The organism is Trinickia sp., assembly GCF_035492435.1.
Taxonomy (GTDB): domain Bacteria; phylum Pseudomonadota; class Gammaproteobacteria; order Burkholderiales; family Burkholderiaceae; genus Trinickia.
On the sequence record NZ_DATJJF010000094.1, the window covers coordinates 80,792 to 95,664 of the forward strand.

Annotated in this window: 12 protein-coding genes; 5 read left to right on the plus strand and 7 right to left on the minus strand. The window is 62.9% G+C overall.

Going from position 1 to position 14,873, the window contains the following annotated elements; translation table 11 throughout:
• Nucleotides 1-3: 3 nt before the first annotated feature.
• Nucleotides 4-294, minus strand: a complete 291-nt coding sequence (locus tag VL598_RS07025) for a nucleotidyltransferase family protein (protein ID WP_325325977.1) — start codon at nt 292-294, stop codon at nt 4-6.
• 152 nt (nt 295-446) lie between these two features.
• Nucleotides 447-998 carry a cob(I)yrinic acid a,c-diamide adenosyltransferase gene (locus VL598_RS07030; protein WP_325325978.1) on the minus strand — a complete coding sequence of 184 codons (552 nt, stop codon included), beginning with the start codon at nt 996-998 and terminating at the stop codon, nt 447-449.
• A 522-nt stretch (nt 999-1,520) separates the two neighbouring features.
• Between VL598_RS07030 and VL598_RS07035 the strand changes: the two genes are divergently transcribed.
• From VL598_RS07035 to proC, 5 genes are all read left to right on the plus strand, one after another.
• Complete coding sequence (locus VL598_RS07035; protein WP_325325979.1) at nt 1,521-3,038, plus strand: FAD-linked oxidase C-terminal domain-containing protein; 1,518 nt, start codon at nt 1,521-1,523, stop codon at nt 3,036-3,038.
• Nucleotides 3,039-3,274: 236 nt separating this feature from the next.
• Nucleotides 3,275-4,363 (plus strand): glycolate oxidase subunit GlcE, encoded by a 1,089-nt coding sequence (glcE, locus tag VL598_RS07040; protein WP_325325990.1) that lies wholly within the window; start codon nt 3,275-3,277, stop codon nt 4,361-4,363.
• 23 nt (nt 4,364-4,386) lie between these two features.
• Nucleotides 4,387-5,622, plus strand: a complete 1,236-nt coding sequence (glcF, locus tag VL598_RS07045) for a glycolate oxidase subunit GlcF (protein ID WP_325325980.1) — start codon at nt 4,387-4,389, stop codon at nt 5,620-5,622.
• Nucleotides 5,623-5,836: 214 nt separating this feature from the next.
• The gene (locus tag VL598_RS07050; RefSeq protein WP_325325981.1) at nt 5,837-6,535 is read left to right on the plus strand and encodes a YggS family pyridoxal phosphate-dependent enzyme; all 699 of its coding nucleotides are present in this window, start codon (nt 5,837-5,839) and stop codon (nt 6,533-6,535) included.
• Nucleotides 6,536-6,731: 196 nt separating this feature from the next.
• The gene (proC, locus tag VL598_RS07055; RefSeq protein WP_325325982.1) at nt 6,732-7,544 is read left to right on the plus strand and encodes a pyrroline-5-carboxylate reductase; all 813 of its coding nucleotides are present in this window, start codon (nt 6,732-6,734) and stop codon (nt 7,542-7,544) included.
• Between the two features lie 259 nt (nt 7,545-7,803).
• On the opposite strand, the gene ubiA is transcribed toward proC, so the two are convergent.
• The 5 genes from ubiA to recG form a co-directional block, all read right to left on the minus strand.
• Nucleotides 7,804-8,667 (minus strand): 4-hydroxybenzoate octaprenyltransferase, encoded by an 864-nt coding sequence (gene ubiA, locus VL598_RS07060; RefSeq protein ID WP_325325991.1) that lies wholly within the window; start codon nt 8,665-8,667, stop codon nt 7,804-7,806.
• 250 nt (nt 8,668-8,917) lie between these two features.
• A complete protein-coding gene (locus tag VL598_RS07065) occupies nt 8,918-9,406 on the minus strand; it encodes a Dps family protein (RefSeq protein ID WP_325325983.1) in 489 nt (162 codons plus the stop codon).
• Between the two features lie 383 nt (nt 9,407-9,789).
• Nucleotides 9,790-11,247, minus strand: coding sequence for a catalase (locus tag VL598_RS07070; RefSeq protein ID WP_325325984.1), 1,458 nt, complete (start codon nt 11,245-11,247; stop codon nt 9,790-9,792).
• Between the two features lie 424 nt (nt 11,248-11,671).
• Nucleotides 11,672-12,631 carry a LysR substrate-binding domain-containing protein gene (locus tag VL598_RS07075; protein ID WP_325325985.1) on the minus strand — a complete coding sequence of 320 codons (960 nt, stop codon included), beginning with the start codon at nt 12,629-12,631 and terminating at the stop codon, nt 11,672-11,674.
• A 211-nt stretch (nt 12,632-12,842) separates the two neighbouring features.
• A partial coding sequence (gene recG, locus VL598_RS07080) for an ATP-dependent DNA helicase RecG (protein ID WP_325325986.1) occupies nt 12,843-14,873 on the minus strand: 2,031 nt, incomplete at its 5' end.

The following is a 14,873-nucleotide window of genomic DNA, read 5'->3' on the forward strand; positions in this document are numbered from 1 at the left end:
GACTCATACCGACACCGCCTCATTAATTACTGTCGCCCGGCAAGAGACGGGCAACGCCTTCGGCGTCAAAACGTCCACATTAATACCGAGAAGACGCGCCAAGGCGGCTTGAATGATGCCGGTATCGAGCAAGGAGGTGTCAAGGGTCGGATCGACAAGAGTGTCTAGGTCGCTGCCATCCCGATCCTCACCTCGCGTAACTGAGCCAAAGACACGCGGGTTCGTCGCCCTGTTGGAAGCAACGATCCTGCGAATCTCTGCGCGGTGGCGACTTAACACTTCGGATGGCTTCACGGACTTCGCCTGAATTTGGCTCTATTTCGGTACGCCCTGTGCACCATGTCAAGCACGTTTTACAACGGCGTTTTTTCTCAATCAGCCGGACGAATCGAAGCACGAGCGAGGCCCAGCAACGCCCGCTGATCCCATGCGTATCTGGCATCCGATCAAAGCCGTCGCCCGCGCTGCCAGAGCACGTCGGCCCCGCCCCCTGCGCGATTGAGCACGCGCGCGAGGACAAAAAGCAAGTCGGACAGGCGGTTGACGTATTGGCGCGGCGTGGCCTCGAGCGCTTGTTGGTGCCCCAATGCCACGATGGACCGTTCGGCGCGGCGGCACACGGTGCGGCAGACATGGGCCAACGCCGCCGCACGGGTGCCGCCCGGCAGGATGAATTCCGCAAGTGGGGGCAAATCGGCGTTGTAATGGGCGAGCCACTCGTCGATTCGCGCGAGATGTGCGTCGCCGATCATCGTTCGGCCCGGCATGCAAAGCTCGCTGCCAAGATCGAACAGATCGTGCTGCACGACGGTAAGGGCCTCGCTGACATCGTCGGGCAGGCTTTCGCACAGCAGTAAGCCAATCTGCGAGTTCAGTTCGTCAACCTCACCTATCGCGGCGATTCGCACATCGTCCTTGCGCACGCGGCTGCCGTCACCGAGGCCGGTCGTGCCCTCATCGCCGGTACGCGTTGCGATTTTGCTCAAGCGGTGGCCCATTGTGTTGTCCTCATTTCGTTCATCCGGCTGTGCGGCAGTTGGCTCGAAAGATCAAAGGCTCAAAAGCTCGCCGGTTTACCGACGCTAGCCGAAGGATCGGCGTTCCGGCTCAACTGCAATGCAATGCACCGCACCGCAGCACTCTGAAATTATAGAAGCCCCCTCGCCCGCCAGCGGCCACCGCCGATCGAGCCACCGATAGACGAAAGCCGCAGGCCCGCCGACGCTTTGCGCTGATCCTTTGCGCCGGGCTTTGCGCCCGTTCGCGGCGTCGGATATCAGCGCTAGAATAAAGCTGCTTCTCAATGGCATGAGGCCATCGGCCCGGCATATTGCTCACCGAACCCGATCATCCGCACGCGCTGTCCTCGTCGCCCACACGCGCTTGGCGCTAAAGCCGTCGACGGAATGCGCGAGTAGGACGCTGCGCTCGGTAGCGCAACCCGACTCCGGGCGCGATCTTTTCCTATACTGCGCCAAGCAAGCATCATCGACGCATGACGGGCACCTGAGGAGACAGCGATGCAAGCCGTTGCCCAAGACAACGAAGCGACTGACCAAGCAACGCGCGCCCGGCTTCGCGCCGATCGCCAGCGCGAAGTCGTACAGGCGCTGATGGCGACACTGCCCGCCCAGTGTCTGCTTCATCGCGACGAAGACACCGCGCCCTACGAATGCGACGGCATGAGCGCCTACCGGCAACTGCCCCTCGCCGTCGCGCTGCCTGAGACGGAATCGCAAGTGCAGCGGATCGTACAGATCTGCCGGCGCCTGGGCGTGCCCATCGTGCCGCGCGGTGCGGGCACGGGCCTGTCAGGCGGCGCGACACCGATCGGATGCGGCATCGTGCTGTCGCTCGCACGCTTCACCCGAATCGTCGAGGTCGATCCCTACGCCCGCACAGCGACCGTCCAACCCGGCGTGCGCAACCTGGCGGTGTCCGAAGCCGCCGCGCCCTACGGGCTCTACTATGCCCCCGACCCGTCCTCGCAGATTGCGTGCACGATCGGCGGCAACGTCTCCGAGAACTCAGGCGGCGTGCACTGCCTGAAGTACGGCCTGACCGTACACAACGTGCTGCGCGTGCGCGCCGTGACGATGGACGGTGAGATCGTGGAGTTCGGCTCGCTCGCACCGGATGCGCCGGGGCTCGATTTGCTCGCGGTCATGATCGGCAGTGAAGGCATGTTCGCAATCGTGACGGAGGTCACCGTCAAGCTGATTCCCAAACCTCCGGCCGCGCAAGTCATCGTGGCGAGCTTTGACGATGTCGTCAAAGGCGGCGACGCGGTGGCCGCCATCATTGCGTCCGGCATCATCCCCGCCGGCCTTGAGATGATGGACAAGCCGGCAACGCATGCCGTTGAGGATTTCGTCGGCGCGGGGTACGATCTTGAAGCCGCCGCAATCCTGCTTTGTGAATCCGACGGCACGCCCGAAGAGGTAACCGAGGAAGTCGCCCGGATGACGGCGGTGCTGCGCGAGCACGGCGCGACGCGCGTCCAGGTTTCTCGCTCAGAAACGGAGCGCCTCAAGTTCTGGTCAGGGCGCAAGAACGCGTTCCCGGCCGCCGGTCGGCTCGCGCCCGACTACTACTGCATGGATGGCACGGTGCCACGGCGTAGCATTGGGCCGCTGCTCGCGCGTGTCGAGTCGATGGAAAGCAAATACGGGCTGCGTTGCATCAACGTCTTTCACGCGGGCGACGGCAACATGCACCCGCTGATCCTCTTCGACGGCAACGATCCGGACCAACTCCATCGCGCCGAGGCGTTTGGCGCAGAAATCCTCGAAACCTGCGTGGAGTTCGGCGGCACGGTAACGGGTGAGCATGGGGTCGGCATCGAAAAGCTCAACTCGATGTGTGTGCAGTTTTCACAGGCCGAACGCGACGCGTTTTTTGCTGTCAAGCGCGCTTTCGATCCGGCTGAACTGCTCAATCCGGGCAAAGGCATCCCCGCACGCGCCCGCTGCGCCGAGTACGGCAAGATGCATGTGCGCGGCGGACTGTTGCCGCATGCGGACTTGCCGCGCTTTTAGCCGAGCCGGCGCTCGGTTCGACGGCTACGGCCCGATGTCGGCCTGTTTTTTGCACTTTAGTGGGGTCTTTGGCGGTGCTGCCGACGGTTCACCATAAGAGTATGGGGCTAACCCGAACCGGGTCGATCGCGAGTTGTCGCGCCGGCATGCGCCCGTACAATGGCCCTGGGGCGACATCGCAGAACTTGGACGATACGCCGGTGCGACCGGATCAAGGACAGACGAAGCGGGAAGCCATGCAAGATGACGACATCGTCGCGCAGTGGGCAGAGCGCGTTCGTGCGGCTGCGGCCGACAATCGCCCGCTTCAATTGCGCGGCGGCGGAACCAAAGACTGGTACGGCCAAACCCTTGGGGGGGACATATTCGATACGCGCGCCTATAGCGGCATCGTGTCTTACGACCCCGCCGAACTCGTGGTAACCGCCCGCTGCGGCACGCCGCTCACCGAGCTCGAGGCGGTGCTCGCCGAGCACAATCAGATGCTCGCCTTCGAGCCGCCCCACTTCGGCCGTGGAGCGACGTTCGGCGGCTCTATCGCGGCCGGCATCGCCGGGCCGCGCCGCGCATCGGCCGGCGCTGCGCGCGACTTCGTGCTTGGTGCGACCCTGATGAATAGTCGTGGTCAAATCCTGCACTTCGGCGGCCAAGTGGTGAAAAACGTCGCGGGCTATGATGTCGCACGGCTCATGGCGGGCTCGCTCGGCACGCTCGGGCTCATACTCGAGCTTTCGGTGAAGGTGCTACCGCGTCCGGCGGCAGAGGCCACGCTGAAGTTCTCGATGCATGGCAGCGATGCCGTGCGCAAGCTCAACGAATGGTGCGGCCGTCCGCTGCCGATTTCGGCGAGTGCCTGGCGCAACGGCACGCTTGCCGTGCGGCTCTCGGGCGCCGATACGGCCGTGAAAACGGCGCGCTATATGCTCGGTGGCGAAGTCGTCGATGCGGTCGAAGCCGAGCGATTCTGGGAAGGCTTGCGTGAGCAGACCGATCCGTTTTTCTCGACGATCCCCCCGAAAGCGGCGCTCTGGCGGCTCGCACTACCGTCGATCACCGAGCCCTTGCAGCTGCCAGGCGCACAGCTGATGGAATGGAACGGCGCCCAGCGTTGGTGGATCACCGACACGGATGCTCAGACGGTACGCATCAGCGCAAAACAAGCGGGCGGCCACGCGACGATGTTCCGCTCTGGACCAAGCTTCGAGCGAACCGCGGGCGTTTTCACACCATTGCCGGCGCCACTCATGAAAATTCACCGGGGACTGAAGGCAGCGTTCGATCCGGCCCGGATCTTCAATCGCGGCCGCCTTTACCCGGACCTTTGACCGACCGAGGCCGAGCGTTTGCAATGCAAACCCATCTCGCGGAATTCATACGCATGACAGCGGACGGCGAAGAAGCCGACGCGATCTTGCGCAAATGCGTGCATTGCGGCTTTTGCACGGCCACCTGCCCGACCTATCAGCTGCTGGGCGACGAACTCGATGGCCCGCGCGGGCGCATTTACCTGATGAAGCAGATGTTCGAGGGCGCACCCGTCACGCGCAGCACGCAGTTACACCTCGATCGCTGCCTGACCTGCCGCAGTTGCGAGACGACGTGCCCGTCCGGTGTTCAATATGGACGCCTCGTCGAGATTGGGCGCGAGCACGTCGACACGGCAGTGCAGCGGCCGCTCAGGCAACGGCTCATGCGCACGCTGCTCGCGCGCATCGTGCCCAACAGCGCCCTCTTTGCGCCAGCGATGCGCTTCGGTCAGACGGTGCGGCCTATTCTGCCGCGTGCGCTGCGCGACAAGGTGCCGCCGCGGCAGCAACCGCTGCCATGGCCAAGCACGCCAGTGACTGCGCACCCGCGCAAGGTATTGCTGCTCGGCGGGTGCGTGCAGCCCGCGATGCTGCCGAACATCAACGTCGCCACCGCGCGCGTGCTGGACGCGCTGGGCGTGGAGACGGTGATCGCCCGCGAGGCGGGCTGTTGCGGCGCGATCCGGCTGCATCTCGGCTATCGCGACGCATCGCTTGACGATGCGCGCCGCAATATCGACGCGTGGTGGCCGCACATCGAAGCAGGCGTCGACGCCATCGTATCGAACGCTTCGGGCTGCGGCGCGACGGTAAAAGAATACGGTCATTTGCTGCGCGGCGATACGGCTTATGCAGGCAAGGCGCGGCGTGTCTCCGAGCTTGCACGAGACATCGTCGAGGTGATCGGCGACCTTGAAGCCGAGTTGGGCGCACTGGCGCGGCGCCGTGGCGTGCATACGGTCGCATTCCATTCGCCTTGCACGCTGCAGCATGGGCAGCAGATTCGGGGGCAAGTCGAGCGTGTGCTGACGAAGCTTGGGATCGACGTGCGGCTGCCCGTGAACAGCCATCTGTGCTGCGGCTCGGCGGGGACCTACTCGATCTTGCAGCCGGCGCTCGCCTATGAGCTGCGCGATCGCAAACTCGAGAGCTTGAAAGACCTCGAGCCGCAGATGATCGTGTCGGCCAACGTCGGCTGCATCACGCACCTGCAAAGCGGCACGGCTACTCCGGTCGCGCATTGGGTCGAGCTCGTCGAGCGCATGATCTGCAATTGACGAGTCACGGACTTTCAAACGAGAGCCGGCTAACGACATGGCATGGTTCGCTACCCATCGCGCCCGCTTCAATGGCTGTCTGTCGGCGTGCCTCACTTGTTCCGCTTGAGCCACCGTCAGTAGTCGGCTCAAGCCCGGCCGCCCCGATGCGTCCTTATAATGCGCATGGTGCCGAATCGCTCTATCGCTCTGGCCTCTTGCATCTCGCATCTCCATGTCCGACATTGCTCACAACCTCGAAGCAGTCCGAAACCGCATCATCCGCGCCGCGCAGGCCGCGGGACGTGATCCCGCATCGATCCGTTTGCTTGCCGTCTCGAAGACATTCCCCGCTGAAGACGTGCGTGCGGCATTGGGCGCGAACCAGTCCGCCTTCGGTGAGAACTATGTGCAAGAAGCGCTCGCCAAAGTCGAAGCGCTTGCTGATCTGCGCGAGCGCGTCGAATGGCATTTCATCGGCCCGCTGCAATCGAACAAGACGCGTCCCGTTGCAGAGCATTTCGACTGGGTACATTCCGTCGATCGCTTGAAAATTGCGCAGCGCCTGTCCGAGCAACGGCCAGTAAACTTGCCGCCGCTCAATGTCTGCCTGCAAGTCAACGTGAGCGGCGAGGCCTCGAAAAGCGGTGTTGCGGCCGCTGATGCACCGGCGCTCGCCCGCGAGATCGCTGCATTGCCGCGGCTCGCGCTGCGTGGGTTGATGTCGATCCCCGAACCCAGCGAAGACGTCGACGCGCAGCGTGCCGCCCATCGCACGCTGCGCACCCTATTCGATGACCTGCGTGGCGAGGGCATCGCGCTCGATACGCTTTCGATGGGCATGTCTGCCGACCTCGAAGCGGCTGTGCTCGAAGGCTCCACGATGGTACGAATCGGTACGGCAATTTTCGGCAATCGCGACTACAGTGGCTGATCGCGGATCGGCGCGCTCAACTCACGGCCATATGAGGCTCGCGCCGCCCGGATTCGCTTAACTCGATCCGTTTTGCTTTTTCTTCAATCACGACCTTGACGTTTCCTCGGCCAACGCCCCGAAGGAAGTCCCCTGCCCCGCAGGAAGTCCCCTTGGGGGATTGGGGGGCACCCAAGGTCACCCGGAGCAAAATCTGATGAAAATCGCATTCATCGGCGGCGGCAACATGGCCGCCGCATTGATTGGCGGCCTCGTCAAGCGCGGCACCGCTGCCGCTGACCTTTACGCCATCGACGTCGACGCCCAAGCCCGCGAACGACTCGAAACGCAGTTCAACATCAAAACCGCCGCATCGGTTGACGACACACTGCGTGCCTATGACGCCATCGTCATCGCCGTCAAGCCACAAGTGATGAAGGAAGTCGCCACCGGGCTTGCTGCGCACCTGTCGACTCAACTCGTCGTCAGCATCGCCGCAGGAATTCGCGGCACCGACATCGCGCGCTGGCTGGGCGGCTATACGCGCATCGTGCGTGCCATGCCGAATACCCCCGCGCTGATCGGCATGGGTGTGACAGGCCTTGTCGCACTGCAGGGCGTCGATGAGGCCGGCCGCGCGTTGGCCACTGGTGTTCTGGGAGCCGTCGGCGAAACCGTTTGGTTCGACGACGAGACGAAGATCGACGCAGTCACCGCCATTTCCGGCAGCGGCCCAGCGTATGTGTTTTATTTCATCGAGGCGCTGCAGGAAGCCGCGCGCCGCCTCGGACTTTCGGACGATCAGGGCCGCGCGCTCGCTCTGGCAACTTTCGCGGGCGCAGCGCAGCTGGCCACGCAATCCGACGAGCCGGCAAGCGTGCTGCGCGAGCGCGTTACCTCGAAAGGCGGCACGACCGCCGCTGCGCTCGCCTCGTTCGACAAAGAGAAGATCAAGGACGCGATTGTCGCAGGCGTGCTCGCCGCGGACGCCCGGGCAAAGGAAATGGGCGACGAACTCGGAAAGCTGTGAGCGCACGCATGCCATGCCCCGTCGATACAAGGGTTACCGACACTCTTTCCAGACGGGCAATGGCGTGCGTGAAAATGGCGTGCGCGTGCGAGGCAACTCGACGCCGCGCAAGCTGTTGGAACCAGCGCGTCGGCTATTGCCTCGCGGCCATTGCGTCGTCACTTGGGATGGAGTGAGCCACTGCGGCACGCGTGTTGTTCGCCTCGCCGGCCTTATGGCCTAGGCCTAGGGCCGCCGATGAGGCCGTGACCACCGCCGATCAAAAGCCCCCAACCACATAATGCGCGGCAATGCCTGCGAACAGTGCACCGCCGAGCCAATTGTTGTGCCGGAAGGCCGCGAAGCACGACATGCGCTCGCGGTTGCGAATCAACGTGTAGTGGTAAAGCGCGCAGCCGATTGCCACGGCCCATCCGAGCCAGTACGGCCAGCCAAAGCGCAACACGGCGCCAACCCACGCATAAACCGCGAACGTCACCGCATAGCAGAGCATGATCGCGGCGACGTCGAAGCGACCAAACGTGATCGCCGACGTGCGAATGCCGATCTTCAGGTCGTCATCGCGATCGACCATCGCGTATTCAGTGTCGTAGGCAATCGCCCAGAACACGTTGGAGGCAAGCATGACCCAGGCGATCATCGGCACGCGTCCCTCTATGGCGGCAAATGCCATGGGAATGCCAAAGCCGAAGGCGATGCCGAGATACGCTTGCGGTATCGCGAAAAAACGCTTGAAAAACGGGTAGCTGCCGGCCACGAAAAGCGCGACCACCGACAGCGCCTTGGTGAGCCCATTGAGCGGCAGGATCAGCAAAAACGCGAAGAGCGACAGCACCGCCGCAATCGCGAGCGCCTCCCACGCGTGAATCTTTCCCGACGTCAACGGCCGATCAGCCGTGCGCTTGACGTGGCGATCGAAATCTCGGTCGGCGTAATCATTGATCGCGCATCCCGCCGAGCGCATCAGTACGGTGCCCAGCGTAAAAATGACGAGCAACGACAGCGACGGATGGCCACTCGATGCGATCCACAACGCATTGAGCGTCGGCCACAGCAGCAAAAGGCTGCCGATCGGCTTGTCCATACGGATCAAGCGCAGGTAAAGCGGGAGACGAGCGAATATGAGGGTCGACATCGGGCAGCAGGCAAAACCGGACGCCGTATTGTAGAGCCGAAACGGTCTGCGCTATCCGAGTGGCGCGCTCCGTGCACGGCCGCCCGCCTTTGAACGATGCAATGGCGAAGCGGCCTTCCAGGCTGGACGCCTGACTTGCAAAAGGGCTGGGGCAGCCATCCGGCGCACGAAGCGCCATGTGCGACCGCTTCGAGCGAGCCGCAGCCGCAACTAGCCTTGAACGACCCCTTAGCGGACTTTACGCGAGCATTGCGCGCAACATCCACGCCGTCTTTTCGTGCGTCTGCATGCGTTGGGTCAGCAGATCGGCGGTCGGCTCGTCGTTCGCTGCATCCGTGGTCGGGAAAATCGCGCGCGCCGTGCGAACGACCGCTTCCTGCCCTTCCACGAGCTGGCGGATCATCTCCTCGGCACTCGGGACGCCGTCGGCTTCGGGGATCGAAGAAAGCTTGGCGAACTCCTTGTAGCTGCCCGGCGCCGGCACGCCCAGCGCTCGAATGCGCTCGGCGATGGCATCAACTGCAAGCGACAGCTCGCTGTATTGCTGCTCGAACATCGTATGCAGCGTGTTGAACATCGGCCCGGTGACGTTCCAGTGGAAATTGTGCGTCTTGAGGTAAAGCGTATAGGTATCGGCGAGCAACCGCGACAGTCCTTCTGCGATCTTTTTGCGGTCTTTGTCGCTGATACCGATATCGATTTGAGTAGCGGCGTTCTTTTTTGCCATGGCTGTTCCTTGCAAGTGAGATGCGAACGGCTCCAGACGGCGAGGTACCGTAAGCGCTGCCACACGAATCCGCGCGTGGCAGCGCGCGATGCGTCGGGCGAGCGCCAGTGTAGCCCAGGCGGACGTTGCGGCGCTATCGCGCATCGCGGCGCTGCAACGCCCTATCGCCGTCAACGCATCGCGTAGGTTACTGCCTCACGAACCTCACGATGGGCCGCGACCCGATGTGCGGCCCTTGCGCACCGTCAGCACCGGGGCGAAAGCAGCGCTGTGAAGCAGCAACCCTCTGAAGCGGTTGATCAGATTACAACTGACATTTCAGCAAACTAAGGCCCCCGCCTTTCTCGCGGGGGAGACGACAACTTCGTGTTTCGTTTCGCTGCTTAGCGTGCGGCTTTGCGCTTCTCGATCGCCGCCGCGACGCCCTCGGCATAGGCCGGGTCTGCGCGACGGAAATGCTCGAGCTGACGCGCGACGATCTCGGCGGGCACGCCATCGATATGTCCGGCGATGTTCTCGAAGAGCCGCTGCTGCTCACCTTCACCGAAAAGACGGAACAGCGCGCCCGGCTGACTGTAGTAGTCGGCGTCCTCGCGGTGATCGTAACGGTCGATCGTGCCTGCTGCGAGCGGCGGCTCTGCCGCATTGCGGTCCTGCGCGAAATCACCGTGGCGATTCGGCTCGTAGTTCACCGTGCCACCCAGGTTGCCGTCCGTACGCATGGCGCCGTCACGATGGAAGCTGTGATGGAACGGGCACTTCGGTGCGTTGACCGGAATTTGGTGATGATTGACCCCGAGACGATAACGCTGCGTATCGCCGTACGAAAACAGCCGCCCTTGGAGCAGACGGTCAGGCGAAAAGCCGATACCCGGCACAACGTTAGCCGGCGTAAATGCGGCCTGCTCGACATCGGCAAAGTAATTCGCCGCATTGCGGTTCAACTCGACCACACCGACATCGATGAGTGGATAGTCGTTATGCGGCCAAACCTTCGTGATGTCGAACGGGTTGTACGGCACCTTGGCCGCGTCCGCCTCGGGCATGACCTGAATCCGGAAATGCCATTTCGGAAACTTGCCGCCATCGATGCTCTCGATCAAATCGCGCTGCGCGCTTTCACGATCCGCCGCGACGACCTGTGCCGCCTCTTCGTCGGTGTAGTTCTCGATGCCCTGCGCAGACTTGAAATGGAACTTCACCCAGAAACGCTCGTTGTTCGCATTGATAAACGAGTAAGTATGCGAGCCGAAGCCGTGCATTTGGCGGTAATTCTTGGGAATTCCGCGATCGCTCATCAAAATCGTGACTTGATGCAACGATTCGGGATGACGCGACCAGAAATCCCACGCGGCGACATTGCTGCGAAGGTTGGTGTACGGATCGCGTTTTTGCGTGTGAATGAAATCAGGGAACTTCAGCGGATCGCGGATGAAGAACACCGGCGTGTTATTGCCAACGACATCCCAATTGCCCTCCTCCGTATAAAACTTGATGGAGAATCCGCGGACGTCGCGCTCGGCATCGGCGGCACCGCGCTCGCCCGCCACCGTCGAAAAACGCATGAAAAGCGGTGTCTCTTTGCCGACTTGCGAGAAGAGTTTCGCTTTCGTGTACCGCGAGATGTCATGCGTCACACGGAGCGTGCCAAATGCGCCGGAACCTTTGGCGTGCACTCGCCGCTCGGGGATCACTTCGCGATCGAAATGCGCAAGCTTCTCGAGGAGCCAAACGTCTTGAAGCATGACTGGGCCGCGAGCACCCGCAGTCATTGAATTTTGATTATCGGCGACAGGGGCGCCGGAGGCTTGGGTGAGATTGCGATCACTGCGGTCTGACATTACTTATCTCCTACGAGAATCACGTACAGTCTAACGATGCGAAAACAACCAAAAAACGAAAAGTCAACGAAGGTGATCAGTGCACCAACGGCGACAATGCAGAATAAGCGTAACGCTCTATACGTGCATTGAACTTGCCAATTAACTCGATAGCCGGTGCAACTGTGCGTTTCGACAACCCGAAAAAACGCGGCGGCGTTCGAGCGACGCAGCACCGGGAATCCGCATGCCGGCTTGCGGACGGACGCGCAATCCAAGCATCTAGCAATGGAGATGTTTCCATATGGCTTCCCTCCGCAAGTGCGATCAATCCGATCACCATGGAGGGAAGTATATTTCAGCTATCGAATATGTGTTATTGATAGTTCATATTTATTCGATAGCCGATGGGGGTGCCGGAGTGCCGGGCCCCGGCGCTGCCGCATCAATTCACTGCGGCGGGTAGCTCGAGCTTCTTGACGCCGGGCAGATTGCAAGACGCCACCGCTTCGCAGATCGCGTCGATGGCCGGCACGCGCGTGAAGCTCTTGCGCCAGGCGATCACAACCCGGCGGTCAGGCACGGGCTCACCGAATGGCACGTAGCTGAGCAGGCCTGCGTCCGGGCCGCCTCCGTGCGGCCTGACGTCGGGCACCGACATGCGCGGCAGTACGGTGATACCAACGCCGCTCGCGACCATGTGCCGGATCGTCTCGAGCGAAGAGCCCTCAAACGTCTTCTGGATGCCGTCGGCCGTCTGCGAAAAGCGCATCAGCTCCGGGCAGACGCCCAGGACGTGATCGCGGAAGCAATGTCCGTTGCCGAGCAGCAGCATCGTTTCCTGCTTGAGGTCGTCGGGATCGATCACTTCGCGCGATTCCCAGACATGGCCGGCCGGCAATGCCACAACGAACGGCTCGTCATAGAGCGGGCGCACCATGAGCCCCGTTTCGGGAAACGGCAGCGCCATGATGGCCACGTCGATCTCGCCCTGTTTGAGCAACTCGATCAACTTCAGCGTGTAGTTCTCCTGCAACATCAACGGCATCTGCGGCACAATTTTGATCATGCGCTTCACGAGCGTCGGCAGCAGATACGGCCCGATCGTGTAGATGACGCCCAGGCGCAGCGGTCCCACGAGGGGATCCTTGCCCTGCTTGGCGATTTCCTTGATCGCGAGCGTCTGCTCGAGTACGCGCTGCGCTTGCGTGACGATCTGGTCGCCGATCGGCGTCACGCTGACTTCGCTCGTGCCGCGCTCGAAAATCTGCACGTTGAGTTCGTCCTCGAGCTTCTTGATCGCGACGGACAACGTCGGCTGGCTCACGAAGCAAGCCTCAGCCGCGCGACCAAAATGGCGCTCGCGCGCGACCGCCACGATGTATTTCAGTTCAGTAAGCGTCATTACAGATCAATCAAATTAATACCGTCGATAGGTTTATCTTATACACCTAACGTGACATTTTCGCCAACAACCTCGCATCGCACTGCACGCCTGGTAACTCGTACCCTATTTTGCAGCTTACGGGCCGCGGTGGCGTAGTGAAGCGCGGTACCCGTGCCCCTAGCCGTCTGAGCGGCAACCCCGAGTCATGCGCGCTCTTGGGGTGCGAGCGCTAGGCCTTCAGAAACTGCTCGCGTCCACCCAGCCAGCGCGCAAGATACCGCCCGACGACTTCCGGATGCTCCCCAATCAGATGTGCGGCGACCTCGCGCGCCGGTTCGATCAGCCACGCGTCGTGGTTCAGATCCGCAAAACGCAGCATCGCGGCGCCCGATTGCCGCGCGCCGAGAAATTCGCCCGGGCCGCGAATCTCGAGGTCGCGCCGCGCGATCTCGAAGCCGTCCGTCGTCTCACGCATCGTTTTCAGGCGCGCGCGTGCGGTCAGCGAGAGCGGGCCGCCATACAGCAGCACGCACACCGACGCCGTGCTGCCGCGACCGACACGACCACGCAACTGGTGCAGCTGTGCAAGCCCGAAGCGCTCCGCGTGCTCGATCACCATTAACGAGGCATTGGGCACGTCAACGCCGACTTCGATCACCGTCGTCGCCACAAGCAGCTGAATCTCATTGTGCGAGAAGGCGTCCATGACGGCGGCCTTCTCAGCGGGTGCAAGCCGCCCGTGCACGAGGCCGACGCGCAACTCGGGCAACGCGGCAACAAGCGTCTCATACGTTTCGACCGCCGTTTGCAGTTGCAGCGTCTCGCTTTCTTCGATCAGCGGACAGACCCAATACACCTGTCGGCCGGTGAGCGCCGCCTCGCGCACGCGCGCGACCACCTCGTCACGGCGCCCATCCGAGACGAGCTTCGTCACGATCGGCGTGCGGCCGGGAGGCAGCTCGTCGATCGTCGAGACGTCGAGATCCGCGTAGTAGCTCATGGCAAGCGTGCGCGGGATCGGCGTGGCTGACATCATCAGTTGGTGGGGCTGGAACTCACGCGCATCGTCGGCTGGGTCGCTCCCGTCGGCAGGTGCCGGATTGCGTGCTTTGGCGCGCAATGCTAGCCGCTGCGCCACACCGAAGCGGTGCTGCTCGTCGACGATGACAAGCCCCAGCCGCGCGAACTCCACCGCCTCCTGAATGATCGCGTGGGTGCCGATGACGAGCGAGGCCGCTCCCGAGGCAGCGGCCTCGAGCGCCGAGCGCTTCTCCTTCGCTTTCAGGCTGCCCGCGAGCCAGGCGACCGTCACGCCGAGCGGCTCGAGCCAGCCGCGCAGCTTGCGGGCGTGCTGCTCGGCGAGAATTTCTGTCGGCGCCATCATCGCCGCCTGGTAACCGGCGTCGATAGCCTGCGCGGCGGCAAGTGCCGCCACTACGGTCTTGCCACTGCCGACATCGCCCTGCAGCAGACGCTGCATCGGGTGCGGTGCGGCCAGATCGGCCGAAATTTCGGCCACCACGCGCCCTTGCGCCTGTGTCAATGCAAACGGCAGCGCATGCATGAGGCGCGCGGCAAGCGTTTCCGCGTCGCTTGCCGTTCGGCGCGGCATGGCGGGCGCCGTACGGCGACGGCGCTCCTCGTGCGCACGTTTGAGCGAGAGCTGCTGCGCGAGCAACTCGTCGAACTTGATGCGAGCCCAGGCAGGATGACTGCCGTCGATGAGCGCCGCTTCGTCTGCGTCAGCGCCTGGGTGATGCAGCGTTCGCACCGCCTCGGCAAGCGGCGGCAAGGCGAGCGGCTGGCAATAGCGCTCGGCAATCGACGCGGGCAGCAACTCGGGCAGCGCGGTGCGCGCGAGCGCATTGTCGATCGCCTTGCGCAGGTAAGCCTGCGAGACGCCCGCCGTGCTCGGGTAGACCGGCGTGAGCGCCTGCGGCAAGGGGGCGTCTTCGTCCACCGCACGCACCGTCGGATGGACCATCTCGAGGCCGAAGAAACCGCCGCGCACATCGCCGCGTACGCGCAGGCGCTGCCCGAGCGCCATCTGCTTCACCTGGGACCCGTAGAAGTTGAGAAACCGTAACGCCAGTTCGTCACTAGTGCCGTCACGCAGCTTCACCACGAGTTGGCGGCGCGGCCGGTAGGCAATCTCGTTGTCGACGACCACGCCCTCTGTCTGCGCCGTCTCGCCCGGCAGCAGTTCGCCGATCGGTGTAAGCGTGGTTTCGTCCTCGTAGCGCATCGGCAGATGCAGGAC

Coding starts and splice junctions, on each gene's coding strand:
- VL598_RS07030 (WP_325325978.1), bottom strand. CDS start 998: ATGGGCCACCGCTTGAGCAAAATCGCAACGCGTACCGGCGATGAGGGC.
- VL598_RS07035 (WP_325325979.1), top strand. CDS start 1,521: ATGCAAGCCGTTGCCCAAGACAACGAAGCGACTGACCAAGCAACGCGC.
- glcE (WP_325325990.1), top strand. CDS start 3,275: ATGCAAGATGACGACATCGTCGCGCAGTGGGCAGAGCGCGTTCGTGCG.
- glcF (WP_325325980.1), top strand. CDS start 4,387: ATGCAAACCCATCTCGCGGAATTCATACGCATGACAGCGGACGGCGAA.
- VL598_RS07050 (WP_325325981.1), top strand. CDS start 5,837: ATGTCCGACATTGCTCACAACCTCGAAGCAGTCCGAAACCGCATCATC.
- proC (WP_325325982.1), top strand. CDS start 6,732: ATGAAAATCGCATTCATCGGCGGCGGCAACATGGCCGCCGCATTGATT.
- VL598_RS07065 (WP_325325983.1), bottom strand. CDS start 9,406: ATGGCAAAAAAGAACGCCGCTACTCAAATCGATATCGGTATCAGCGAC.
- VL598_RS07070 (WP_325325984.1), bottom strand. CDS start 11,247: ATGTCAGACCGCAGTGATCGCAATCTCACCCAAGCCTCCGGCGCCCCT.
- VL598_RS07075 (WP_325325985.1), bottom strand. CDS start 12,631: ATGACGCTTACTGAACTGAAATACATCGTGGCGGTCGCGCGCGAGCGC.